The sequence below is a fragment of the Albidovulum sediminis genome (assembly GCF_025380365.1).
Classification (GTDB): domain Bacteria; phylum Pseudomonadota; class Alphaproteobacteria; order Rhodobacterales; family Rhodobacteraceae; genus Albidovulum; species Albidovulum sediminis.
The window spans coordinates 1,806,298-1,831,420 of record NZ_JAOCQF010000001.1 but is presented as its reverse complement, the minus strand read 5'-3'; the positions used below and the strand labels follow the sequence as shown (position 1 = coordinate 1,831,420).

Annotated in this window: 19 protein-coding genes and 1 tRNA gene; 14 read left to right on the top strand and 6 right to left on the bottom strand. The window is 68.2% G+C overall.

What is annotated here, in order from left to right; genetic code table 11:
* The first annotated feature begins 75 nt into the window (after positions 1-75).
* A complete protein-coding gene (locus N5I32_RS09020) occupies positions 76-867 on the top strand; it encodes an inositol monophosphatase family protein (RefSeq protein WP_261495068.1) in 792 nt (263 codons plus the stop codon).
* A 3-nt stretch (positions 868-870) separates the two neighbouring features.
* Here the strand turns inward: N5I32_RS09020 and N5I32_RS09015 are convergent, their stop codons facing one another.
* Positions 871-1,614 carry a rhomboid family intramembrane serine protease gene (locus tag N5I32_RS09015; protein ID WP_261495067.1) on the bottom strand — a complete coding sequence of 248 codons (744 nt, stop codon included), beginning with the start codon at positions 1,612-1,614 and terminating at the stop codon, positions 871-873.
* Between the two features lie 54 nt (positions 1,615-1,668).
* Entirely contained in the window at positions 1,669-5,124 is a 3,456-nt protein-coding gene (gene putA, locus N5I32_RS09010) for a bifunctional proline dehydrogenase/L-glutamate gamma-semialdehyde dehydrogenase PutA (protein ID WP_261495066.1), read from the bottom strand.
* Between the two features lie 103 nt (positions 5,125-5,227).
* Between putA and N5I32_RS09005 the strand changes: the two genes are divergently transcribed.
* From N5I32_RS09005 to N5I32_RS08990, 4 genes are all read left to right on the top strand, one after another.
* The gene (locus N5I32_RS09005; RefSeq protein WP_261495065.1) at positions 5,228-5,692 is read left to right on the top strand and encodes an Lrp/AsnC ligand binding domain-containing protein; all 465 of its coding nucleotides are present in this window, start codon (positions 5,228-5,230) and stop codon (positions 5,690-5,692) included.
* A 306-nt stretch (positions 5,693-5,998) separates the two neighbouring features.
* Positions 5,999-7,363 (top strand): hypothetical protein, encoded by a 1,365-nt coding sequence (locus N5I32_RS09000; protein WP_261495064.1) that lies wholly within the window; start codon positions 5,999-6,001, stop codon positions 7,361-7,363.
* Positions 7,364-7,584: 221 nt separating this feature from the next.
* Positions 7,585-7,670, top strand: a tRNA-Leu gene (locus tag N5I32_RS08995).
* Positions 7,671-7,925: 255 nt separating this feature from the next.
* Positions 7,926-8,132, top strand: coding sequence for a cold-shock protein (locus tag N5I32_RS08990; RefSeq protein WP_261495063.1), 207 nt, complete (start codon positions 7,926-7,928; stop codon positions 8,130-8,132).
* 35 nt (positions 8,133-8,167) lie between these two features.
* Here N5I32_RS08990 and N5I32_RS08985 read toward each other — a convergent pair whose 3' ends face one another.
* Complete coding sequence (locus tag N5I32_RS08985; RefSeq protein WP_261495062.1) at positions 8,168-10,447, bottom strand: NADP-dependent malic enzyme; 2,280 nt, start codon at positions 10,445-10,447, stop codon at positions 8,168-8,170.
* Positions 10,448-10,601: 154 nt separating this feature from the next.
* Here N5I32_RS08985 and N5I32_RS08980 point away from each other — a divergent pair, with 154 nt between their 5' ends.
* The 7 genes from N5I32_RS08980 (at position 10,602) to N5I32_RS08950 (ending at position 17,403) form a co-directional block, all read left to right on the top strand.
* Positions 10,602-11,684 (top strand): cupin domain-containing protein, encoded by a 1,083-nt coding sequence (locus tag N5I32_RS08980; RefSeq protein WP_261495061.1) that lies wholly within the window; start codon positions 10,602-10,604, stop codon positions 11,682-11,684.
* A 124-nt stretch (positions 11,685-11,808) separates the two neighbouring features.
* Positions 11,809-12,222, top strand: a complete 414-nt coding sequence (gene cdd, locus N5I32_RS08975; RefSeq protein ID WP_261495060.1) for a cytidine deaminase — start codon at positions 11,809-11,811, stop codon at positions 12,220-12,222.
* A complete protein-coding gene (locus tag N5I32_RS08970) occupies positions 12,222-13,529 on the top strand; it encodes a thymidine phosphorylase (protein ID WP_261495059.1) in 1,308 nt (435 codons plus the stop codon). The genes cdd and N5I32_RS08970 overlap by 1 nt, the downstream gene beginning before the upstream one ends.
* Positions 13,529-14,737 (top strand): phosphopentomutase, encoded by a 1,209-nt coding sequence (locus N5I32_RS08965; protein ID WP_261495058.1) that lies wholly within the window; start codon positions 13,529-13,531, stop codon positions 14,735-14,737. The genes N5I32_RS08970 and N5I32_RS08965 overlap by 1 nt, the downstream gene beginning before the upstream one ends.
* Positions 14,738-14,830: 93 nt before the next feature.
* A complete protein-coding gene (locus N5I32_RS08960; RefSeq protein WP_261495057.1) occupies positions 14,831-15,820 on the top strand; it encodes an adenosine deaminase in 990 nt (329 codons plus the stop codon).
* Positions 15,813-16,445, top strand: coding sequence for a uracil phosphoribosyltransferase (gene upp, locus N5I32_RS08955; protein WP_261495056.1), 633 nt, complete (start codon positions 15,813-15,815; stop codon positions 16,443-16,445). Before N5I32_RS08960 ends, upp begins: the two co-directional genes overlap by 8 nt.
* A 64-nt stretch (positions 16,446-16,509) precedes the next feature.
* Complete coding sequence (locus N5I32_RS08950; protein ID WP_261495055.1) at positions 16,510-17,403, top strand: SPOR domain-containing protein; 894 nt, start codon at positions 16,510-16,512, stop codon at positions 17,401-17,403.
* A 3-nt stretch (positions 17,404-17,406) separates the two neighbouring features.
* Here the strand turns inward: N5I32_RS08950 and N5I32_RS08945 are convergent, their stop codons facing one another.
* Complete coding sequence (locus N5I32_RS08945) at positions 17,407-18,429, bottom strand: hypothetical protein (RefSeq protein ID WP_261495054.1); 1,023 nt, start codon at positions 18,427-18,429, stop codon at positions 17,407-17,409.
* Positions 18,430-18,586: 157 nt separating this feature from the next.
* Here N5I32_RS08945 and N5I32_RS08940 point away from each other — a divergent pair, with 157 nt between their 5' ends.
* Positions 18,587-20,071, top strand: a complete 1,485-nt coding sequence (locus N5I32_RS08940; protein ID WP_261495053.1) for an inorganic phosphate transporter — start codon at positions 18,587-18,589, stop codon at positions 20,069-20,071.
* Between the two features lie 27 nt (positions 20,072-20,098).
* Here N5I32_RS08940 and N5I32_RS08935 read toward each other — a convergent pair whose 3' ends face one another.
* Complete coding sequence (locus N5I32_RS08935) at positions 20,099-21,724, bottom strand: AMP-binding protein (RefSeq protein ID WP_261495052.1); 1,626 nt, start codon at positions 21,722-21,724, stop codon at positions 20,099-20,101.
* A gap of 94 nt (positions 21,725-21,818) precedes the next feature.
* Between N5I32_RS08935 and N5I32_RS08930 the strand changes: the two genes are divergently transcribed.
* The gene (locus tag N5I32_RS08930; protein ID WP_261495051.1) at positions 21,819-22,742 is read left to right on the top strand and encodes a DMT family transporter; all 924 of its coding nucleotides are present in this window, start codon (positions 21,819-21,821) and stop codon (positions 22,740-22,742) included.
* A gap of 137 nt (positions 22,743-22,879) precedes the next feature.
* Here N5I32_RS08930 and N5I32_RS08925 read toward each other — a convergent pair whose 3' ends face one another.
* Positions 22,880-25,081, bottom strand: a complete 2,202-nt coding sequence (locus N5I32_RS08925; protein WP_261495050.1) for a 3-hydroxyacyl-CoA dehydrogenase NAD-binding domain-containing protein — start codon at positions 25,079-25,081, stop codon at positions 22,880-22,882.
* Between the last annotated feature and the right edge of the window lie 42 nt (positions 25,082-25,123).

Genomic DNA, 25,123 nt, shown 5'->3' with positions numbered 1-25,123 from the left:
ACTTTTCGCCCCCCCGCCCTTCACAAGCGCGCGGGGGCCGCGTATAGGCAGGCGCTGATCCAGGAGAAGCCAGCGATGCAGGGCAGTGCCAACCTCAACGTGATGATCAAGGCCGCACGCAAAGCGGGCCGCAGCCTTGTCAAGGACTTCCGCGAGGTGGAGAATCTCCAGGTCTCCGCGAAGGGCGCGGGCGACTTCGTCAGCCGCGCCGATATCGCCGCCGAAAAGATCATCCGCGAGGAGTTGATGACCGCCCGTCCGAGCTATGGCTGGGTGGGCGAGGAGTCTGGCGCAGCGGCGGGCCAGGACCCGACCCGGCGCTGGATCGTCGATCCGCTCGACGGGACCACCAACTTTCTGCACGGCCTGCCGCACTGGGCGGTGTCAATCGCGCTGGAGCACAAGGGCGAGATCGTGTCGGCGGTCGTCCTCGACCCGGCGAAGGACGAACTGTTCTGGGCCGAAAAGGGCGCGGGCGCCTGGATGAACGACAGCCGCATCCGCGTCTCGGGGCGCAAGGTGATGGCCGAGGCGATCTTTGCCACCGGCGTGCCCTTCGGCACCAAGAAGACCCTGCCGGCCACGCTGCGCGACCTTGCGCGGCTGATGCCCGCCTGCGCGGGCGTCCGGCGCTGGGGGGCTGCGGCGCTTGACCTCGCCTATGTCGCGGCGGGGCGCTATGACGGCTTCTGGGAACGCGAACTCAATTCCTGGGACATCGCGGCGGGCCTGCTGCTGGTGCGCGAGGCGGGTGGCTTCGTCACCGGCCTGCGCGAGGGGCAGGAGATCTTCGACAGCGGTTCGGTGATCGCGGCGAACGGCCAGCTTTACGAACCGCTCGCCACGCTCCTGCGCGAACCGGCCTGACACCTACCACCGCCGCCGCTTGACGCGGGGGATCCGTGTCGCCGTGTATTCCGCCTCGGGGTGCGGTGGCTGTCCCCGCGTTACTTGCCAGTAGCCGCGCGCGCCGCGCCGGAGCCAGGCGGGCAGGGTCAGGATCAGCCCTGCGGCGAATCCCCCCACATGGGCCCAGTAGGCCACGCCCCCGCCATCGGTGGGCGTACCGAGGCCAGCGAAGACCTGAATCGCGAACCAGAAGCCGAGCATGAGCCAGGCCGGAACGGCGATCACGCGGAAGAAGACGACGAAGATCAGCAGGACGTCGATCCGCGCGCGCGGGAACAGAAGGACATAGCCCCCCATCACCCCGCCGATCGCGCCCGAGGCGCCGACGGTGGGGATCGCCGACAAGGGGTCGGCCGCGATCTGCGCCAGCGCGGCGGCGACACCTGCGGCCAGGTAGACGGCCAGGAAGCCGAAGGATCCCAGCGCATCCTCAAGGTTGTCGCCGAAGATCCAGAGAAACAGCATGTTCCCCGCCAGGTGCAGGAAACCTGCATGCAGGAACATCGAGGTCAGGATGCCGCCGTATTCGCCCCCGAGCGTCACGGCGACGGGATAAAGCGCCCAGTCGCGGAAGAACGCGGCCTGCGCGCCGGGGCTGCCCATGTAGGGCATCTGGATCAGGAACACCGCGACATTCGCAAGGATCAGCGCCCAGGTCACCCAGGGCGTGGAGCCGGACGGATTGTGATCGCGGATCGGAAACATCGCCCGACGCTTTCCGATCCGCGCCCTGCCGTCAAGGGGTAGGCGGGCGGGTTGTCAGGCCGCCCCCGCCTCGGCCAGAAGCGCCGCGTTCCCGCCCGAGGCGGTGGTGTCGACGCAGACATGCCGCTCGATCACCACATGGCCAAGGTCCGGCATCGCCGTGACCAGCGGCAGGATCGGCCCCGGACGCGCGGCCAGCGCCTGCGCCAGCGCGCGGGCCGTGCCCTCGTCGCCCCACCAGAGCGCGCCCGCAAATCCCTTCAGCGTCTTCAGCGCCTCGGGCGCGAGCAGACCGTCCACCGTGATCGCCCGGCCGCCAAGCGCCCGGATCGCCTCGGCCTGCGTCCGCGCCGCATCGCCGGGCCCAAGGCAAAGGAAAGGCGCCCGCGGGCTGAGCGTCAGCCGGTTCGACTCACCCGTCGGGCCGGGCAGATCGATCCGCGCGATCTCTGCCGCCGCCCCCGCCTTGTCGAGCGCGACCTGCACCGATTTCGGCTCGGCCCTTCCCTGCGCCGCCCCCGATTGCGCCGCCCCGGCCTGCGGGACAGCCTCGGGCCGGGTGAAGCGGGCCAGGTATTCCGGTCCGCCCGCCTTGGGCCCGGTGCCCGACAGCCCCTCGCCGCCGAAGGGCTGGCTGCCGACAACCGCGCCGATCTGGTTGCGGTTGACGTAGATGTTGCCGACGTGCAGCGCCTCGCACACCTCCTGCACGCGGTTGTCGATCCGGGTGTGCAGCCCGAAGGTCAGCCCGTAGCCGGTGGCGTTGATGTCGGCGATGACCTTGGGCAGGTCCTCGGCCCGGTAGGTCGCCAGATGCAGGACCGGGCCGAAAATCTCGCGCCCGAGGTCGGCGATGCCGCGGACCCGGATCACCGAGGGGGCGATGAAATGACCGCCGCGCGGCACCGACAACTGCCGCAGGAGCCGGCCTTCCCGGCGCGCCGTCTCGACATGGGCGCGGATGCCGGCCTCGGCCTCGGCGTCGATCACGGGGCCGACGTCGGTCGAAAGCGACCAGGGATCGCCGAGCGTCAGTTCCTCCATCGCGCCGAACAGCATCTCGGTGAAATGGGGGGCGATGTCTTCCTGCACGTAAAGGCAGCGCAGCGCCGAACACCTTTGCCCGGCCGACTGGAACGATGAGGCGATGACATCGCGCACGGCCTGTTCGGGCAGCGCGGTGGAATCGACAATCATCGCGTTCAACCCGCCGGTTTCCGCGATCAGCGGCGCGCCCGGCGCCAGATGCGCGGCCATCGCGCGGCGGATGATCAGCGCGGTTTCGGTCGATCCGGTAAAGCAGACGCCGTTGACGCGCGGGTCCGAGGTCACCCGCGCCCCCACCGTCGCCCCGTCGCCGGGCAGAAGCTGCAAGGCCGAGGCCGGAACGCCGGCCTTCAGCAGAAGCCCCGCGGCAAGCGTGGCGATCAGCGGCGTCTGTTCGGCGGGCTTGGCAAGCACGGCGTTGCCGGTCGCCAGCGCCGCCGCGATCTGCCCCGAGAAGATCGCCAGCGGGAAGTTCCACGGGCTGATGCAGGCGAAAACGCCCGCCGGTGCCGCGGTGATCGCCTTCGCGCGCGCCGCGTAGTAGCGCAGGAAGTCCACCGCCTCGCGCAGTTCGGACACCGCGTCGGGCAGGGTCTTGCCCGCTTCGCGCGCCAGAAGCGCGAAGAAGGGGCCGAAGTTTTCCTCATAAAGGTCGGCGGCGCGGTTCAGGATGCGCGCCCGCTCCTCGACCGGGGCGGACCAGGGGCGCGCGGCGGCCAGTGCGGTTTCCACGTCCTCGGGGGCGGCGTCGGTGACGCGGCCCACGCGCGCGCCGGTGGCAGGGTTCAAGGCGGCGCGCGGCGCCAGCCCCTTGACCTTGCCGCAGATCAGCGGCTGGCCGGAGAAGTCGGTCGCAGAGTGTTCGTCACGCGCCGCGTCGATCCGCGCCAGCGTCGGCGCGTCGGTCAGATCGAACCCTTCGGAGTTGCGCCGTTCGGGCGTGAACAGGTCCGGCCCCTTGCGGATGACGCGGTTGGCCACCTCGGGCAGCATCACCTCGACCGCCGCGAACGGGTCCGCGGCGACCGTCTCGGGCGCGACCTCCATGTCGACGATCTGGTGCACGAAGGAGGAGTTGGCGCCGTTTTCCAGAAGACGGCGGACAAGGTAAGCCAAGAGGTCGCGATGCGCGCCGACGGGGGCGTAGATGCGGCAGCGCGTGCCCTCGTCCCGGTGAACGATGTCATGGAGCCGTTCGCCCATGCCGTGCAGGCGCTGGAATTCGAACGCCGCCTTGTCGCCCGCCATGTCGAGGATCGCGGCGACGGTGTGGGCGTTGTGCGTCGCGAACTGCGGATAGATGCGGTCGGTCAGGCCAAGAAGCCGGCGCGCGTTCGCGATGTAGGAGACATCGGTCGCCTCTTTCCGGGTGAAGACGGGGAAATCGGTCAGGCCCATGACTTGCGCACGCTTCACCTCGGCGTCCCAGTAGGCGCCCTTGACGAGGCGGACCATGATCTTGCGGTCGAGCCTTGCCGCCAGTGCGTGAAGCCAGTCGATCACGGCACCGGCGCGGCGGCCGTAGCCCTGCACGACCACGCCGAACCCGTGCCAGCCCTTCAGCGCGTCGTCCGCCAGAACCGCCTCGATCACCTTCAGCGACAGGGTCAGGCGGTCGGCCTCCTCCGCGTCGATGTTGAAGCCCATGCGCGCCTCGGCCGCCTGCCGCGCGAGGGTGCGGACCACTGGCACAAGCTCGGCCATGACGCGGGCTTCCTGTGCGACCTCGTAGCGGGGATGCAGCGCGGACAGCTTGACCGAGATGCCGGGGTTCACCCCGATGTCGTCGGACCGGCAGGCCGACGCGATTGCCGAGATTGCGCGGGCGTAGGCGTCGGCATAGCGGCGTGCGTCGCCCGCCGTCTTCGCAGCCTCCCCCAGCATGTCGTAGGAATAGGTGTAGCCGTCGGCCTCCATCGTCGCGGCGCGGTCCATCGCGTCGGCGATGGTCTCGCCCAGCACGAACTGCTTGCCCATCTCCTTCATCGCCCGCGACACCGCCTTGCGGATCACCGGCTCGCCCAGCCGGCGGACGGCGTTGCGCAGGTGCCCGACGACGCCCGGCTCCTTCTCCTCCAGCACCTTGCCGGTCAGCATCAGGGCCCAGGTCGAGGCGTTGACCAGCGGCGAGGCGGAGCGGCCCAAGTGCTTGCCCCAGTCCGACGGCGCGATCTTGTCCTCGATCAGCGCGTCCATCGTCTCGGCGTCGGGCACGCGCAACAGCGCCTCGGCCAGGCACATCAGCGCGATGCCCTCCTCGGTCGACAGCCCGTATTCGGCGAGGAACACCTCCATCAGCCCCGGCCGCACGTCCGCGCGGATGCGGCGCACGAGGTCGGCGCCCTTCGTCACGATGCGCCCGCGATCCTCGGCCGAAAGGCCGGCGTCGGCGATCAGCCGCGCCAGCAGCGGGCCTTCGGGGGCAAGCGAGCCGGTTTCGATCCTGTGCCAGAGCGCGTCCATGAAATCCTCCTGACGTTTGACCCATGATATCGCTTGACCGAAGGGCATTCTTCCCGAAGAATGTCCACGGATAGGCAGACTGCCTGATTTTTGCGGAAAACGTATGCCAAGTGACCTTCCCGATATGGACCGCTTCGATGCCGCGATTCTGCGCGAACTGGCGTTGGAGGGGCGCTTGCCCGTCACCGAGCTTGCGCGGCGGATCGGGCTGTCGAAAACGCCGACCCAGGCGCGGGTCAAGCGGCTGGAGGATGCGGGCGTCATCGCCGGCTATCGCGCCGTCCTGAACCCGATCCGCATGGGCCTTGCCCATGTCGCCTTTGTCGAGGTGCGCCTGTCGGACACCCGCGAAAGCGCGCTCCAGGCCTTCAACCGCGCGGTGCAGGGCGTGGCGGAGATCGAGGAATGCCACATGATGGCGTCAAGCTTCGACTATCTCCTCAAGGTCCGGACCGGGGACATCAGCGAATACCGACGCGTCCTCGGTGAACGCATCTCCTCGCTCCCGCATGTCGCCTCGACCTCCACCTTCGTGGTGATGGAGGCGGTCAAGGAACGCGGCCTCTGAGTGGCTGACGCGGCCGGCTCGATTTGCCGATGCAGAAGCCTGAGGGTCCTACGGTGGCCCGGCCCAACCGAGGGGGGCAGAACGAGGTGGACCATGGGTGAGCCACGGAGAAGATCGTGGCGGTTGGGCTCTCGTTCCAAGTCGCCCTTCGAGCCTGCGAGAACAGAGGACGCCTGAAACAGAAAATGCTTGCCCTCACGAACCCGTCAGGAGAATTTGACGCCTATCGGCAGGTTGCTTGGGAAATGCCGGACAAGGTCGACCATCGGCACTTCTCTGCTGGCAGTGTATGGGGGAGCATAGCGAATGCCGGATATGGACTACGTCGTTTATGACAAGGACATCGGGCGGGACCTCAACAAGAACTACAAATCCATTCTGACAAAATACAAGATCGGGTTCGGGGCGCTTCCCTTCCACAAGACCGTATCCATCATCAACGTGAGCACGCCGAAAGCCATTCAGGACGACATGCTTCTGAAGCGGAAGGTGCGCGCCGTCACGGACAAGCACTACGAGAAGCTTGTGGATGACATCGCAAGTTTCATCGACACCTGCGGCAGCCAGGGAATGTTCGAAACGGACAGCGGCATCGACCGGGCGTGGCAGACCATCAACAACGAAATGGTCAAGGTCAACGACAAGATTGGCGATGCCGCCATTCCGGTCATCAAGGATTACATGGCTGACCGGAACGAAGGCAAGAAGATCGCGATCAAGCAAGGCGTCAAGAAATACAAGTGCGTGGTCACCGCCGTCGGGGCGACGGCGGCGAGCGCGGTCGCGGTCACAGGTGCGGTTCTATCCCTGGGCGTTGCCATCGCAGGGGCGGCAGTGGCGATCGCCGGGGCAGCCAAGGCCATCACGGATTGCGTCCGCGAGTTCAAGCGACAGGCAAAAGAGGCCGACGACATCATCGCCTCGATAGAGAAAACCCTGGCGACGCTGAAAGATACGTTCGAGATCAGCGAAGTGGACAAGCTGGATGCCAAGGGTGTGAAGGTCGGGACCGAAAACAAGGTTGGCGCCTCGAAGGCCGCGGTAACGGCGCAGGAAGCGGCGGCCAAGGTCATTCGGGATCTTTTCGCGACAAACATCCCCAGCATCAAGAAACTGGAACAGGACACGAAGAACCTGAAGAAAGTAGCAAAGGTGATGATCCTGACCGCCTCGAAGATGGCCGCCGAGGCCGCAGAGCATCACAAGCAGAGCAAGGAATTGAAGCGCCTGCTGGAGGCGATGCAGGCAGAGTACGACACGATGGCCAAGGCGCATGTCTATGGCAGTTCGACTGCGGAACTGCGTGTCCTGCTGCGTGAAATCAAGGCAATGAAAGCCAGGATCGCCGAATTGAAGGCCAGACGGGATGAAGTCGTCGACGGCGCCGAAGCCTATGAGAAGAAGGCCAGATCTCTTCTCGGCACCAAGGTGCCGGCATTTGAGCAACTCGCCTCGGACCTGAAGACAAATCGCGCCAACATCGGGTGGCTTTCCTATGCCACAAAGGCGATCCCGTCGATCGCAAACCTTTGCGTCCAGGATTATTCGACACTTGCCAGTGCAACCGCGAGTGTCGCGAGCAAGAACGATGCGCTGGCTCAACTGCTTCAGACATCGGCAGACACGGTTGTCGAAACCGGCAAGACCTTGCGCAATCGGTTCAAATCCTGATCCGGAAAAATCGCGGCGGACATCGGCTGGATGCGACTTGCGTAGCCCGATGACCTTGTAATCGCGCTAGAAGTGGTCTTTTGCAGTGGCGTCGATGCTGGCGGTAGTGCTTTGGTGTAGCCAGGCACGCGAAGTTCCCTGCAGGCAACAGTCGCAGCTGGCAGGCCGAATGGCAGACAAACGGTACTGGACGAGAGAGAAAAGTTCTTTTGAAACAACAGGCCCGCGTGGTGGAACGGTAGACACAGGGGACTTAAAATCCCTAGGCCGGAAGGCCATGCCGGTTCGAATCCGGCCGCGGGTACCAACATGGCATGCCTCTGCGATCCGGCACGCGGGGGCTTGCGGCGTGCCCCAGCAAGGCGTGCGCGGCCCCGGACCCTGCCGCCTTCGGGGGGCCACAGGTCGCGAATCCCCTTGCCAGAAAGGCCGGATCATCGCATATGGGCGCCGCGTCGTTACCTCTATCGTCCACTGTCTCCGTATTCGGCCAGTCTCGATCTTGCACTGACTGCGCCGGACCGCCGCATTCCGCGGGCGGGTTTTGACAGGAGTATTCACGATGGCCAGCGGCTCCGTGAAATGGTTCAACGCCACCAAGGGTTTCGGCTTCATCGCCCCCGAAGGCGGAAACAAGGACGTGTTCGTCCACATCACCGCGCTGGAGCGTGCGGGGATCCGCGAACTCAAGGACGGACAGAAGGTCACCTTCGATGTCCAGGCCGGCCGGGACGGCCGCGAAAGCGCGATCAACATCGCGCTCGCCTGAAGCCCGCGAAAAGGGGGGAGGGCGCAGGCCCTCCCTCAGCTGTAAAGCGATACCGGCGTGCCCGCGATGGCGGACATGTTCAGAAGCCCCCGCGCGGTGATCGACGGGGTCACGATATGCGCCCGGTTCCCCATCCCCATCAGAAGCGGCCCGACCTCCAGCCCGTTCGCCTTCATCTTGAGCATGTTGCGCGCGGTGTTCGCGGCATCCGTATAGGCGAAGACGAGGATGTTGGCCGGCCCCTCCATCCGTGAATTCGGGAAGATGCGTGCCCGCAGGTCAGGATCGAGCGCGGCATCGGCCGACATCTCCCCTTCGTAGCAGAAATCGGCCCCCCTCGCGTCCAGCAGGTCCATCGCCGCCCGCATCCGGCGCCCGGAGTCGGTGTCGAGGTTGCCGAAGTTGGAATGCGAGCAGAGCGCCACCCTGGGTGTCACCCCGAAGCGGCGGGCATGGCGCGCCGCGCCGCAGATCGTGGTCGCGATCTGTTCGGGCGTGGGTACCGCATTCACATGCGTGTCGGCGATGAACAGCGGCCCATCCTCCTGGATCATCAGCGACAGCGCCCCGTGCGGGGTCAGCCCGTCGCGCGCCAGCAACTGGGTGACATAGTTCAGGTGCCAGAGATACTGGCCGAAGGTGCCGCAGATCATGCTGTCCGCGTCCCCCCGGTGCACCGCGATGGCGGCGATGGCGGTGGTGTTGGTCCGGACCAGCGCCCGGGCGATGTCCGGCGTCACGCCGCGCCGCTCCATCAGCTGGTGATAGGTGCCCCAGTAGTCGCGGTAGCGCGGGTCGTTCTCGGGGTTGATGATCTCGAAATCGGTGCCGGGCCGGATCGGCAGGCCCGCCCGTTCGCAGCGCCGCTCGATCACCTCGGGCCGGCCGATCAGGATCGGACGGTCCGTCATCTCCTCCAGCATCGCGTTGGCGCAGCGCAGCACGCGCTCGTCCTCGCCCTCGGCGAAGATGATCTTGCGCGTGGCCGACCGCGCCGCCTCGAACACCGGCCGCATGATGAGGGCGGAGCGGAAGACCGACCCGTCCAGCTTCTGCTTGTAGGCGTCAAGATTCTCGATCGGGCGCGTCGCCACGCCGGTCTCCATCGCCGCCCGCGCCACCGCCGAGGCGACAACGCCGATCAGGCGCGGGTCGAAGGGCTTCGGGATCAGGTAATCCGGCCCGAAGCTCAGCTTCTCGCCGCGGTAGGCGGCCGCCGCCTCGGCGCTGGTGGTGGCGCGGGCGAGTGCCGCGATGCCGGCGACGCAGGCAATCTCCATCTCGTCGTTGATCGTGGTCGCGCCGACGTCAAGCGCGCCGCGGAAGATGAAGGGGAAGCAGAGGACGTTGTTGACCTGGTTGGGAAAATCGCTGCGCCCGGTGGCGATGATCGCGTCAGGCGCGACCGCGCGCACCTCATCGGGCAGAATCTCCGGCGTCGGGTTGGCCAGCGCGAAGACGATGGGGCGGGGCGCCATCTTCTGCACCATCGCGGGCTTGAGGACGCCCGGACCCGACAGGCCCAGGAACAGGTCCGCACCTTCGATCACCTCGTCCAGCGTCGCCGGTGTCGCCCCCTGCGCGTAGGCCGCCTTCTGCGGGTTCATCTGTTCCCTGCGGCCGTGGTAGACCAGCCCGTCCAGGTCCAGAAGCCAGACATTCTCGCGCCGCACCCCGAGCTTGAGGAGCATGTCGAGGCAGGCGATCCCCGCCGCCCCGCCGCCGGTCGAGACCACCTTGATCTCCTCGAACCGCTTGCCCGCCACATGCAGCGCGTTGCTCGCCGCCGCCCCGACGACGATCGCGGTGCCGTGCTGATCATCGTGGAAGACGGGGATGTTCATGCGTTCCCTGCAAAGTCGTTCAACGATGAAACAATCCGGCGCCTTGATGTCCTCGAGGTTGATCGCGCCGAAGGTCGGCTCCAGCGCGCAGACGATATCGGCCAGCTTTTCCGGGTCCGCCTCGTTCACCTCGATGTCGAAGCAGTCGATGTTGGCGAATTTCTTGAACAGGACGGCCTTGCCCTCCATCACCGGCTTGGAGGCCAGCGCGCCGATGTTTCCCAGGCCCAGAACAGCGGTTCCGTTCGACACCACCGCCACCAGGTTGCCGCGCGCTGTATAGCGCCGGGCGGTGGCGGGGTCCGCCCGGATCTCCAGGCAGGCTTCGGCCACGCCGGGCGAATAGGCCCGGCTCAGGTCGCGGCCATTGGCCATCGGCTTGGTCGCGCGGATCTCGAGCTTTCCCGGCTTGGGAAACTCGTGATAGTCGAGTGCCGCCTGGCGGGCGTTGTCCTGGCGCGTTTCCTCCATGATCCCTCCCATTATAGTTTAATGCTAAACTAAAACATTGTCCTCTCCGGCCCTTACCATGTCCCCCCGCGTGCGCCTACAAGAATCTGCTTGAATTCGCCGCGCGCACGGAAACACTGGCCCGCAACCGGACCGCCGGGGAAGGAGCCGAAAGATGACCGAAACCCGCGCCGAAGTGCTGTTGCCCACGACGGACCTTCGGCAGGATCTGCCGTTCTTCACCCGGACCCTCGGGATGAGGATGGACATGATCTATCCCGCCGACAACCCCGTTGTCGCGGTCTTCTCCGGCCACGGCCTGCGCGTGCGCCTCGATCAGGGGGCGAAGGCCGCGCCCGGCCACCTGCGCATCCTGACCGACGTCCCCGACACGGTGGCGGGCGGCGAACGCCGGCTGACCGCACCGGGCGGCACCACGGTCGAGATCGACGAGTTGAACCCGCCCCTCGTGTTGCCGCCGACCGAACATGCCTTCGTCGTCCGTCGCCTCGCCGACCAGGCCCCCTGGGTCATCGGCCGCGCCGGCATGGCCTACCGCGACCTCGTGCCCTCGCGCCTCGGCGGGGCGATCATCGCCAGCCACATCCGTGTCCCGGACGGCAAGGTCCCGGACATGGTGCATTTCCACAAGGTCGGCTTCCAGCTCATCTTCTGCGTCAACGGCTGGGTCGACGTGCTTTACGAGGATCAGGGCGGGCTCCGGCGCATCCATGCCGGCGACTGCTTCATCCAGCCTCCCCGCATCCGCCACCGCGTGGTCGAGGCGGGCGACGACATAGAAGTGGTGGAGATCGGCGTGCCGGCCGAACACATCACCGAGATCGACCACGAGATGGACCTGCCGACCCCGGACGTCCGCCCGGACCGCGAATGGGACGGACAGAAGTTCGTCCACAACCTCGCGAAGGACGCGACCTGGCAGGATTTCCGCCTGCCCGGCTACATCTGCCGCGACACCACCGTCGCCCTCAACACCCGCGGCGTTGCCGGCGTGCAGGTCGTGCGCCGGGGCAAGGGCACGCCGGTGCCCGCGCGCCACGACGCAGACATCCTCTTCGGCTTCGTCATGGGCGGCGAAATGACGCTTCACGGCGAAGACAAGGAGCCCTTCCGCCTCGCCCGGGGCGATGCCTTCGTCATCCCGCCGGGCATGGCCACGACATGGGCCGATCCCACCGCCGACTTCGAACTGCTCGAGGTTTCGCTGCCCGGTCCTTTCACCACCACCCCCGTCTGACCCCTTCATTCTGGCGGAAATACTCCGGAGGGGTCCGGGGAGGCAGCGCCTCCCCGGCCTCGCCGCTTGCCCCGGCGGCGGATTGGGGCGATACATGACCGGATGGTCAGGAACGGGGCCGCCCATGTCCGCAGACGACGAAACTCTCGCCCTTCTCGCCGCCGCGCGCGCGGTGCGTGAAAACGCCTACGCGCCCTATTCGCGTTTCAAGGTGGGGGCGGCGGTCCGTTCCGCCTCGGGCCGCGTCCACTCCGGCTGCAACGTCGAGAACGTGGCCTACCCCGAAGGCACCTGCGCCGAGGCCGGCGCCATCGCCGCGATGATCGCCGCGGGCGATACCGAGATCGTGGCGGTCGCCGTCATCGCCGACAGTCCCGCGCCGGTCCCCCCCTGCGGCGGCTGCCGCCAGAAGCTTGCGGAGTTCGCGCGCCACGACACGCCGGTGATGCTGGCCACGACCGACGGCACCACGCTCCTGACGACGGTGGGCGACCTTCTGCCCGGCCGCTTCGACGCCAGCCACATGGACCGCAGCTGATGGATGCCCGCAGCATCATCGCGGCCCTGCGCGACGGGCGCGGGCTTCCGGCCGATTCGGCGCGGTGGTTCGCGGCCGGGCTCGCCTCCGGCGAGGTCACCGACGCGCAGGCGGGGGCCTTCGCGATGGCGGTTCTCCTCAAGGGTCTTTCGGCCGGGGATCGCGTCGGCCTGACGCTGGCCATGCGCGATTCGGGGCAGGTGATGGCCTGGTCCCTGCCGGGCCCGGTCGTCGACAAGCATTCGACCGGCGGCATCGGCGATTCAACCTCGCTCCTGCTCGCGCCCGCGCTCGCGGCCTGCGGGGCCTACGTGCCGATGATCTCCGGCCGCGGCCTCGGCCACACCGGGGGCACCGTCGACAAGCTCGAATCCATCCCCGGCTACCGCACCGACCTTGGCGCGGATGACCTGCACCGGGTCGTGGCCGAGGTCGGCTGCGCCATCGTCGCGGCCTCTTCCGACATCGCGCCGGCCGACCGGCGGCTTTACGCCATCCGCGACGTCACCGGGACGGTGGAAAGCATCGACCTCATCACCGCCTCGATCCTGTCGAAGAAGCTGGCCGCAGGGCTGGAGGCGCTGGTGCTTGACGTCAAGGTCGGCTCCGGCGCCTTCATGAAGACGATGGAGGATGCCCGCGCGCTGGCGCAATCGCTGGTCTCCACGGCGAACGGCGCCGGATGCCGGACCGCGGCGCTGATCACCGACATGAGCCAGCCGCTCGCCTCGACCGCGGGCAACGCGCTCGAGGTGCTGGAGGTGATGGAGACGCTGACCGGCGCCTCCGTCAATCAGGCGCTCTGGGATGTGACCGTCGCGCTCGGGGGCGAAGCGCTCGTTCTCGCCAACCTTGCCGGCACCGCCGAGGAGGGGGAGGACCAGATCGAGGAGGCGCTGGAATCGGGCCGCGCGGCCGAGGTTTTCGGGCGCATGGTCGCGGCGCTTGGCGGACCGGCGGATTTCGTCGAACGCTATCCGGACCGCCTTCCCGCGGCCGCCATCGTGCGTGACGTTCCCGCCGACATGGCCGGTTTCGTGGCCGAGATCGACACCGAGGCGCTGGGCCATGCCGTCGTCCATCTGGGCGGCGGCCGGCTGCGCGGCGGCGACCGCATCAATCCGACCGTCGGGCTTTCGGACCTTCTGCCGGTGGGCGAACCCGTCGACCGCCATGAGCCGCTGGCGCGGGTGCACGCCGCCACTGCCGCGGAGGCCGAGCGCGCCGTTGCCGCCGTCCGGGCCGCCTTCCGCCTTTGCGACGCGGCGCCGGAAGAACCGCCCCTGATCCACGAACGGGTGGGCTGATGGCGCGCGCCTTCCTGATCGTCCTCGACAGCGCCGGCTGCGGCGGCGCGCCCGACGCGGATGCCTTCTTCAACGGCGACCTGCCCGACACCGGCGCCAACACCCTTGGCCACATCGCCGAGGCCTGCGCCTCGGGCCGGGCGGAGGAGGGCAGGAGCGGCCCCCTTTCGATGCCCAATCTCGACGCGCTGGGCCTTGGCGCCGCGATTCGTCTTGCCTCCGGCGCCGCCGCGCCGGGGCTTGAGGCGGAACCGCGGGGCCTCTGGGGGGTGGCCACCGAGGTGTCGAAGGGCAAGGACACGCCCTCGGGTCACTGGGAACTGGCCGGGGTGCCTGTGCCCTGGGACTGGCACTATTTCCCCAACACCGTCCCGGCCTTTCCGCAGGACCTGATGGGCGAGGTCGCCCGCCTGGCCGGAACCGGGGGCACGCTTGGCAACTGCCACGCCTCGGGCGTGCCGATCATCGAGGAACATTGCGCCGAGCACATGCGGACGGGCTGGCCGATCTGCTACACCTCGGCCGACAGCGTCTTCCAGATCGCCGCGCACGAGGAGACCTTCGGCCTTTCCCGCCTGCTGAAGCTTTGCGAGGATATCGCCCCCACGCTCCATGCGATGAAGGTGGGGCGGGTGATCGCGCGGCCCTTCACCGGCACCTGCGGCAACTTCCGCCGCACGGCGAACCGGCACGACTACGCCATCGCCCCGCCCGCGCCCACGCTCTGCGACTGGCTTGCCGGGGCCGGGCGCAAGGTCTACGGCATCGGCAAGATCGGCGACATCTTTTCCCGACGCGGGATCAGCGAGGTGCGCAAGGGCAATGACCTTGCACTTTTCGAACATCTTATGGCGCTTTCCGCCGAAGCAGAGAAAGGTTCCTTGACCTTTACGAACTTCGTGGAGTTCGACACGCTTTATGGCCACCGCCGCGACGTGTCGGGCTATGCCCGCGCACTCGAATGGTTCGACCGCCGCGCGGGGGAGTTCCTGGCCGCGCTGAGGCCGGACGATCTGGCGATCTTCACCGCCGATCACGGCAACGATCCGACCTGGGCCGGGTCCGATCACACCCGCGAAAGGGTGCCGGTCCTTGGCCATGGCGCCGGCGCGCGCGCCATCGGGCAGGTCGGCTTCGTCGATGTCGCCGCTTCGATCGCCGAACATCTGGGCGTGCAGTCGCAAGGGCTGGGGAAGAGCTTTCTCTGAAGTCTGGCCATGGGCGCGCCGCCCGCGTAAGACGGGCGCCGGCGCCCCGAAGGCGAAGCGCAGGGCGACCGCCCCGGCACGAGGAAGGACCGGATGACCGACACGCTGCCCAAGATCGAACTGCACCTGCACCTCGAAGGGGCAGCGCCGCCCGCGTTCATCCGTGGTCTGGCGGCGGAGAAGAAGATGGACATCTCCGGCATCTTCGACGCGCGGGGCAACTACAGCTACATCGACTTCTGGCACTTCCTGAAGGTCTATGAGGCGGCGACCGAGACGCTGAAGACGCCCGGTGACTATCACCGCCTGACCCGCGCGGTGCTTGAGGAAAGTGCTGCAAGCGGCGTAATCTACTGCGAAACCTTCCTCAGCCCCGATTTCTGCGGCGGGCGCGATGTCGGCGCCTGGCAGGAATACCTGCACGCGATCCGCGAGGCGGCGGAGGAGGCCGAGCGGCAGGACGGCATCGTGCTGCGCGGGATCGTCACGCCGATCCGCCACTTCGGCCCGGAGAAGGCGAAGGAAACCGCGATCTGCGCGGCCGAGACGGCGGGCGACTGGATCGTAGGTTTCGGCCTTGCCGGGGATGAGAAGATCGGCAAGCCGAAGGACTTCGCCTGGGCCTTCGACGCCGCGCGCGAGGCGGGGCTGCGGCTGACCTGCCACGCCGGCGAGTGGGGCGGCCCGGACAGCGTGCGCGACGCGATCCGCGACCTTGGCGTCGAGCGCATCGGCCACGGCGTGCGCGCGATCGAGGATCTGGCGCTGGTGGATGAACTTGCAGAACACGGCACCGTACTCGAAGTCTGTCCGGGGTCGAACATCGCGCTTGGCCTCTACCCCGGCTGGCGGCAGCATCCGGTCGGGCGCCTGTTCGACCGCGGCGTGAAGGTCACCATCTCTACCGACGATCCGCCGTTCTTCCACACCACCATGGCGCGCGAATACGAACGCCTCGCCGATGCGTTCGACTGGGACGCCGGCGTGTTCGCGACCATTGCCAGAACCTCGGCCGAGGCTGCATTCTGCGACCCGGCCACGAAAGACACGATTCTGAAGAAACTGGAGAGCGCGCATGCTTGAGCACCTGAACGTCGTCCGCCATCCGCTGGTGCAGCACAAGCTGACCATCATGCGCGACAAGGAGACCTCGACCAATTCCTTCCGCAGGCTCCTGCGCGAGATCAGCCAGCTTCTCGCCTACGAGATCACGCGCGAGATGGAGATGACGACGAAGCACATCGAGACGCCGCTTGGCCCGATGGAGGCGCCGACGCTGGCCGGGAAGAAGCCTGCGCTGATCTCGATCCTCAGGGCGGGAAACGGGCTTCTGGACGGGGTGCTGGAACTGATGCCGGCGGCCAGGGTCGGCTTCGTCGGGCTTTACCGGGATGAAAAGACGCTTCAGCCGGTACAGTACTACTACAAGGTGCCCGCGGAGCTTGAGGAACGGCTGGTCATCACGCTCGACCCGATGCTGGCCACGGGCAACTCCTCGGTCGCGGCGATCGACCTTCTGAAGAAGTCGGGCGCAAGGAACATCCGCTTCATGTGCCTGCTGGCGGCCCCCGAGGGGATCGCGCGGATGCAGGCGGCGCATCCGGACGTGCCCATCGTGACGGCGGCGGTGGATGAGCGGCTGAACGAGCACGGCTACATCGTGCCGGGTCTTGGTGACGCGGGCGACCGGATGTTCGGGACGCGGTGATCCCTCGGGCTTTACGGCTTTGACCGCGCGCGCCATTCTGGTGCGCAGGGCGTGAAGGATGCGGATGCGGAGCGGTTTGCGGCAGTGGCTGGTGGCGATGATGGCGGGGGCGATGGCCACCGCTGCCGTCGCCGTGCCGGTGACGGAGGTCGACGGCCCCGCCGAACCGCCGCCCGATGGCTACGCCGAACGGCAGTTCGTCGACAGCCAGGGCTGCATGTTCGCGCGCGTGACCGCGGCTGACGGGTCGCTGTCCTGGGCGCCGGTCGCCACGCCGGCGGGCGAGCTTCTGTGTGGCCACAAGCCCTCTGTCACGCTCAACATGAGCGTAACGGCCCCCGCGGCTGCGCCCGAGCCGGTGCCATCCGCGCCGGCGCCTGAGCCCACAGCCGAGCCGGAGCAATCCGCGACCGAACCCATGACCGAACCAGCGGCGCCCGAACCGACACCCGTGCCCGCGGCGCCGCAAGCTGCCCCGGAACCCGACCCCGTCGCGGCGCGGCCGGCCGATGCGCCCGCGTCCTCCCCGCGCGACCCGGTCCGGCTGCTGGAGATCGCGAGGGTGCCGCTGGCCGCGACGCACTGCGCGACCGGCGCGGCCGAAGCAGAGGTCTACCTGCTTTCCGACGGGCGCCGCGCCGTGCGTTGCTCCGGACCGGCCGAGGACCCGCTGGCCGCCCTTGTCGCGAACGGATACCTGACGGCACCCCGGCGCGTTCCGGAGCCGCCCGAGGGCGCGCGCCATCTCCAGGTCGGGGCATTCGCGCAGGCCGCGAATGCCGACCGGATGGAGGCGCTTGCCGTGCGCCTGGGCTTTCCGGTCGAACGGCGCGAGGGGCGGGGCGCCTCGGGGCCGCTTACCCTCGTTCTGATCGGGCCGTTCGCGCAGGCGCAGGACCTGCGCGCGGCCTGGCGGGCCTTCCGGACGGCGGGCCATTCCGACGCCTACTATCGCTGAGGGTCAGCCCGCGCAGATCCCCTGCAACGCCACCCAGTCGCCGTCCTCAAGGACCGGCGCAGCCGGCGGGCCGCTGCGGAACGGATCGGACTCGATCAGGTCGAGCGTCGCCTCGCCGGTGGGGTCGAGCGCGTAGGCGAACGGGGTCGAGGGCACCTTGGCCGCGCCGAAGGCCGCGATCAGCGGATCGGAAGGGACCGGGTCGAGCGGTTCGGTCAGGAAGGTTTCGGCATAGCCGTGGACGGCATCCTCGGGCAGGTCGCCGGTGGTCAGAAGCCCGAGCGCGGCGCCGAGCCCCGCCCAGTCCAGCAGACGGCGCGTGGGGTCGGCCCGCTCCGCGCGCAGCCGCGCGGTCAGGATATGGCCCGCCAGAACCTCGGGCGGGGCCCCGGATTCCGCCTGCACCCGTGGAATGGCGATGCGACCGCCGGGCAGCGCACGCGGCGCATCCATCCCGGTCGGCAGGACCAGCAGACTACCCCGGCCCGTGCCCAGAACGCGCGCGGCCAGCCGGGCAAGTGCCGCGTCGCCCTCGGGCGTGGTGCAGGGCGCCCCGGTCAGCCGCGTCAGGTCGGCCAGCACGCGCGCGCCGATGTCGTCTCGCCGCGCATCGGGCAGGATCGCGGCGGTGTGCGCGATCAGCGCCCCCGGCAGCCAGAAGACGACGATCCCGAAAAGCAGCGCCACGCCCGCGCCCAGAAGCCATTGCCTCAGCCGCCCCGGATGCGGGCGCCGCGCCTCGATCAGGCGGCGCAGCTTGCCGATCGCGGCGATCATGGTCTCGTCCTCGATCTCCAGTTCCTCGCCCGCCTCGGGGCCGGGGGCGTAGAGTGCGGGCCGCTTGCCGGGGTTGAGGCGCACGACCGCCGGCAGAGACCAGTGCGCAAGGGCGGCCATGGAGCGGGAATCGGAGATGACCAGCGTCGCATCGCCGAAGACCACGACAACCTCGCGCCGCTGCCCGTCGGGTGCGGCACGCCACAGGCCGGTCGATTCCAGCCGCTGGTATTCGGTAAGCGCCGTCATGGGCGGTGCGGGCCTGCTCTTTGCCTCGTCTGAGCGAAGGATAGACCATTGCGGGAACGCGAACAATCGCAAGCCGGGCGGCCGCGGCCGCGCGGGGCTGTTGATTTGCGCGCGAAAGCCGCCTAACCAGCCGGGCGAGACCCCGCAGGAGATCGCAATGGCCCGGAACGACTTCGAAGCGCGCCACCTCGAGACGCTCGACCGCGACCTTGGCCGGTTCGAGAACCTCGAGGCCGCGACCGCCTATGTCGCGCGCCCGCTGGTAGGGCCGGGCATCGCCTTCGTCTTCATCGTGCTGGCCGGCTTTGCGGCGCTGGCATTCCTTGGCCAAAGCAGCAACACGCTGGTTGTCGTGGTCGCCGCCGTCTTCGGCGCCTATATGGCGCTGAACATCGGCGCCAATGACGTGGCCAACAACATGGGGCCTGCGGTCGGGGCCAATGCGCTGTCGATGGGTGGTGCGATCGCGATCGCGGCGGTCTTTGAAAGCGCAGGCGCGCTGATCGCGGGCGGGGATGTCGTCACCACCATCTCGAAGGGCATCGTCACGCCCGAAAGCATCGAGACGAGCGACGCCTTCATCTGGGCGATGCTGGCCGCGCTCCTGTCCTCGGCGCTCTGGGTCAACCTGGCCACCTGGATCGGCGCGCCGGTCTCGACCACGCATTCGGTCGTCGGTGGCGTCATGGGGGCCGGCATCGCCTCGGCCGGGTTCGGGGCGGTGAACTGGAGCACGATGGGCACGATCGCGGCAAGCTGGGTGATCTCACCCCTGCTCGGCGGGGCGATCGCCGCGGCTTTCCTCTGGTTCATCAAGTCACGCGTGATCTACCGGGACGACAAGATCGCGGCGGCGCGGGTCTGGGTTCCGGTCCTGGTCGGCATCATGGCGGGCGCCTTCGCGGCCTATCTCTCGCTCAAGGGGCTGAAGCACCTGGTCAAGATATCGCTGTCGCAGGCGATGCTGATCGGGCTCATCGCCGGCGTGGCGATCTGGGCGGCGATGATCCCGGTGATCCGCCGCCAGTCGCGCGGGCTCGAAAACCGCAACAAGTCGCTCAAGGTCCTGTTCGGGATCCCGCTCGTGGTGTCGGCCGCGCTGCTGAGCTTTGCCCATGGCGCGAACGATGTCGCCAACGCGGTCGGTCCGCTGGCCGCCGTCGTCCAGGCCTCGGGGTCGGGCGGGATCGGCGGCGACGTGAGCATCCCGCACTGGGTCATGGTGATCGGCGCCTTCGGCATCTCGTTCGGCCTCTTCCTCTTCGGGCCAAAGCTCATCCGCATGGTGGGCAGCCAGATCACCAAGCTCAACCCGATGCGGGCCTACTGCGTGGCGCTTTCGGCCGCGGTCACCGTCATCGTCGCAAGCTGGCTGGGCCTGCCGGTCAGTTCGACGCATATTGCGGTGGGCGCCGTCTTCGGTGTCGGCTTCTTCCGCGAATGGGACGCCGAACGGCGGCTCCGCAACAACCGGATCGACATGCCGGAACGGCCGGTGCTTGCGCCCGAGGAACGCGGCCGCCGCAAGCTCGTCCGGCGCGCGCATTTCATGACGATCATCGCGGCCTGGGTCGTCACGGTTCCCGCGGCGGCACTGATGTCGGCGCTTCTCTTCTACGGCATCCGCGCGATTGCGGGGTAGGGCGCCCGCCCGCCCCCGCCCAGGGCCTCAGACCTCTTTCGCGCGCGCCCTCAATTCGAACTTCTGCACCTTCCCGGTCGAGGTCTTGGGCAGTTCGCAGAACACCACGCGCTTGGGCGTCTTGAAGCCGGCAAGACGGGACCGTGCGAAGGCGATCAGTTCCTCCTCGCTCGCCCCGGCGCCTTCCTTCAGTTCGACGAAGGCGCAGGGCACTTCGCCCCATTTTTCGTCCGGCTTGGCCACCACGGCGCAGAGCGAGACGGCCGGATGGTGCATCAGCGCCCCCTCGACCTCTACCGAGGAGACGTTCTCTCCGCCCGAGATGATGATGTCCTTGGCCCGGTCGGTGATCTTGATGTAGCCGTCCGGATGCTGGAAGGCGACATCGCCCGACCGGAAGAAGCCGCCCCGGAATGCCTCTTCGGTGGCCTTGGGGTTCTTGTAATATCCCTTCATCACCGAATTTCCGCGAATGGCGATCTCGCCCGGGGTCTGCCCGTCGCGCGGCACCGGGGCGCCGTTTTCGTCATGGACCGAGATATCCTCCATGAACGGCATCAGCACGCCGGTCCGCGCCTTGATCGCGGCGCGTTCGTCCTGCGGCAGGCCTTCCCAGCGCGCGTGCCAAAGGCATTCGGTGACATGGCCGTAGGTTTCCGTCAGGCCGTAGACCTGGGTGACGTGAAAGCCGAGCGGCTCGATCGCGGCCAGCGTCGCCGCTGCGGGTGGTGCGCCGGCGGTATAGACCTCGACCACATGATCGAAGGGGCGGCGGTCCGAGGGCTTCGCGTTGATGATCGCGTTCAGCACGATGGGGGCGCCGCCCATGTGGGTCACGCCCTCGTCGGCGATGGCGTCGTAGATGTTCTTCGCCGTGATGTCGCGGCAGCAGACCAGCGTGCCGCCCACCGCGGGCATCATCCAGGTGTGGCACCAGCCGTTGCAATGGAAAAGCGGCACGATGGTCAGGTAGACCGGGCGGATCCCCGTTGCCCAGCAGACGGCAGTGCCCATCGCCAGCAGATAGGCGCCGCGGTGGTGATAGACCACGCCCTTCGGCCGCCCCGTCGTCCCCGAGGTGTAGTTGAGCGCGAGGCTTTCCCATTCGTCCTGCGGCAGGTGCCAGGGCGCTTCGGGGTCGCCGGTGGTCAGGAAATCCTCATACTCCGCGTGCGCACCGGTGGGCTGGAACCCGGCCTCGCCGTCGGCCACCTCGACGATCATCGGCGCGGGGCCCTCCATCCGCGCGATGGCCTCGGCCGCCAGCGGCAACAGCGCGGTGTCGGCCAGCAGGACCTTCGCTTCGCCATGGTCAAGGATATAGCCCACCGTGTCGGGGTCGAGCCGGGTGTTGATCGTGTTCAGGATCGCGCCCGCCGCCGGCACGCCGAAATGCGCCTCGGCCTGGGCGGGAATATTGGGCAGAAGCGTCGCCACCACGTCGCCGGGCCGCACCCCCGCCCGGCTGAGCGCCGAGGCAAGCCGGCTGACGCGCGCACGATACTCGGCATAGCTGCGCCGGGTGCCCCGATAGACGATCGCGGTCTGATCGGTGTGCACATCGCCCGCGCGGGCGAGAAACGACAATGGCGTCAGCGCCACGAAATTCGCCGGGGTCTTGCCAAGACCCGTTTCATCTGCCAGCCAGCCCACGAAATGCCTCCCCGACCGATCATGTCGCTATCAGACGCGAATATGGAGCCGCCTGCAGGTTGAAGGGAAGCGGAAAACGACACCGGACAACAGCATGACGACCCTGACCGATACCGTTCCAGCGAACCGCACGATTGCCGCGGCCGGCGCGATCTTCGTCTATGCGATGCTGATCGGCTTCACCGACAACTTCGTGCAGGAAATCGCCGCGGACGCGGGCCTGTGGCAGTTCCACGCCACCCGCACCGCCATGGCCTTCGCCCTGCTCGGCCTCGCGTCGGTTCCGCTCGGCCTGAGGCTGCGGCCGAAAAGCTGGGGCGCGGTGGCCTTCCGCAGCTTCGTCCACGGCTCGGCCATGGTCGTCTATTTCGGCTGCCTCGCCTTCCTTCCGGTCGCTGTGGTCGCGGCGGGCCTGTTCACCGCGCCGATCTTCGTCCTCCTGATCTCGCGCTTCGCCTTCGGCATGCAGATCGGCCCGTTCCGGATCCTTGCCGTGGCGGTGGGATTCATCGGCGTCATGATGGTTCTCGGGCCGGAGGGCGACATGGCCATCGGCCCGGCGACGATCCTGCCGGTCGCCGCAGGCGCCCTTTACGCGCTCGGCAACCTCGCCACCCGCCAGTGGTGCGCAGGCGAAACCGCCGAGACGATGCTGGCCGGGTTCTTTGCCGCCCTCGGCGTCTACGGCCTTCTGGGTCTTGCAGTCCTGGCGATCTGGCAGCCGGCTGTTCCCGAGGGGGTCGAAGGCTTCATCCTCAGGGGCGCGGTCTGGCCCACGGGCACGTTCCTGTTCTGGACCTTCGTGCAGGCCGCGGGCTCGCTTCTGGGCGTGGGCATGATGGTGAAGGCCTACCAGATGGCCGAGGCAAGCCGGGTGGCGGTCTTCGAATACGTCATCCTGCCGGCCTCGGCCTTCTGGACCTGGGCGATCTGGGGCGATCTCCTGTCGCTGCGCGCCACCGCCGGCATGGCGCTGATCTTCCTCGCCGGGCTGATCATCGCGCTGAGAGGGAAATAGGCCCAGGGCCTCTGGCCCCTTCATTCTGGCGGAAATGCTCCGCGGGGTCGCCATCGGCGCGCTTCCGGTTCCAGAGCCGCTGGCGAGGGGGTGCGACCCCCCCCCCGCCGCCGACCGCAGGGCCGGGCGATGCCGCCTCAGGCCGCCCGCGCGGCCGGTGCGAAGCGCCCGTAGAAGCTGTCGCCCCGCGCGGCGATCTCGCGCAGAAGCGCCGGCGCGGCAAAGCGGGCGCCGTGCGCGGCACTCAGCCGGTCGCAGATCTCGACCGCCTTCGCCGCCCCGATCATGTCGAGCCAGGAGAAGGGGCCACCCGACCACGGGCAGAACCCCCAACCGAGGATCGCGCCCACGTCGCCTTCGCGGATGTCGGTCAGCACGCCCTCCTCCAGCGCCCGGACCGCCTCCAGCGCCTGCACGAACAGCATCCGGTGCTGCACCTCGCTCAGTTCCGGCTGATCGGCGGCCACCGGCCAGAGATCGGCCAGCCCGTCCCAAAGCCCGGTCCGCTGGCCCTTGTCGTCATAGGCGTAGAAACCCGCCGCGGCCTTGCGGCCGAGCCTGCCGCGGTCGGCCATGGCAAAGATCACCGCGTCCACCGCCCCGTCGGGATAGGCCGCGCCCATCGCCGCCTTCGTCGCCCGCGCGATCTTCACGCCGAGGTCGATCGAGGTCTCGTCCACCAGTTGCAGCGGCCCGAGCGGCAGGCCCACGAGCCTTGCCGCGTTCTCGATCAGCGCGGGTTCTACCCCCTCGGCCACCATCCGTATCCCCTCGTTGATGTAGGGGATGATACAGCGGTTGGCGTAGAAGAAGCGCGCGTCGTTCACCACGATCGGGGTCTTGCGGATCTGGCGTACGAAGTCGAGCGCCTTGGCCACCGCCACATCGCCGGTCTCGCGGCCCTTGATGATCTCGACCAGCATCATCTTGTCGACGGGGCTGAAGAAGTGGATGCCGATGAACTGCGCCGGCCGCTTCGAGGCTTTCGCCAGGTCGCTGATCGGCAGGGTCGAGGTGTTGGTGGCAAAGATCGCGTCCTTGCCGATCACCGCCTCGGCCCTGGCCGTCACCTCGGCCTTGACCTTCGGGTCCTCGAACACCGCCTCGACCACGAGGTCGGCGCCGGCAAGGGCCGCGTAGTCGGCCGTGGCGGTGATCCGGGCCAGCACCTCGGCCGTTTTCTCTGCCGTGACCTTGCCGCGCTTCATCCCCTTGTCGAGCAGACCCTCGGAATGGGCCTTGCCGCGGTCCGCGGCCTCTTGCGTGGCGTCGATCAGGACCACGTCGATGCCGGCGCTGGCCGCGACATGGGCGATCCCCGCCCCCATCATTCCGGCGCCGAGGACGCCCAGCCGCTTGACCGTCTGGTCGGCGACGGCGGGCCGGTTCGCACCCTTCTCCAGCGCCTCCTTGTTGATGAAGAGCGAGCGGATCATCGCCGCGGACGAGGGGTTCATGAGGACATGCGTGAACCATCGCGCCTCGACCCTGAGGGCCGCGTCGAAGGGGACGAGCGCGCCTTCGTAGACCGCCGAGAGGAGTGCCTTGGCGGCCGGGTAGACGCCCATCGTCTTGCCCAGGACCATGGCCGAGGCGCCGACGAAGGTCATGAAGCCCGCGGGGTGATAGGGCGCGCCGCCGGGCATCTTGTAGCCCTTGTCGTCCCAGGGTTTCACCAGATCGGCATCCTTCGCCGCAAGGATCCATTCCTTCGCGCGCGCGAGCAGCCGGTCGGGGGCCACGACCTCGTCGATGATGCCGGCGGCCTGCGCCTTCTTCGGGTCCGACAGCTTGCCCTCGAGCAGGAAGGGCGAGGCGGCCATGGGGCCGAGCTTGCGGACGAGCCGCGTGGTGCCGCCCGCGCCAGGGAAGATGCCGACGAGGATCTCCGGCAGGCCGATCTTCGCCTTCGGATTGTCGGCGGCGAAGATGCGGTGGCACGAGAGCGGGATTTCCAGCCCGATGCCGAGCGCGGTGCCGGGAAGCGCCGCGACGATGGGCTTGCCCCCCTTCTTCGTCTTCGGGTCCATCCCCGCAAGCTCGATCTTCCTTTCGAGCGCGTGGAACCGCATGATCCCGTCGAAGAGCCCGCGCGCCGGGTCTGCGCCCGCGCTTTCCTTCATCTTCGCGATGATGTTGAGGTCCATGCCCCCGGCGAAGTCCTTCTTGCCCGAGGTCAGGATCACGCCCCTGACCCCGGCGTCGGCAAGGGCCGCGTCGATCAGCGCGTCAAGTTCCGCCATGCCGTCGAGGCTGAGCACGTTCATCGACTTGCCCGGCACGTCCCAGGTGATCGTGGCGATGCCGTCGGCGTCGGTGGTGGAGGTGAAGTCGGTCATCTCGGGTCTCCCTTGGCAGGCGTTGTGGGCCGGGGGCTTCGC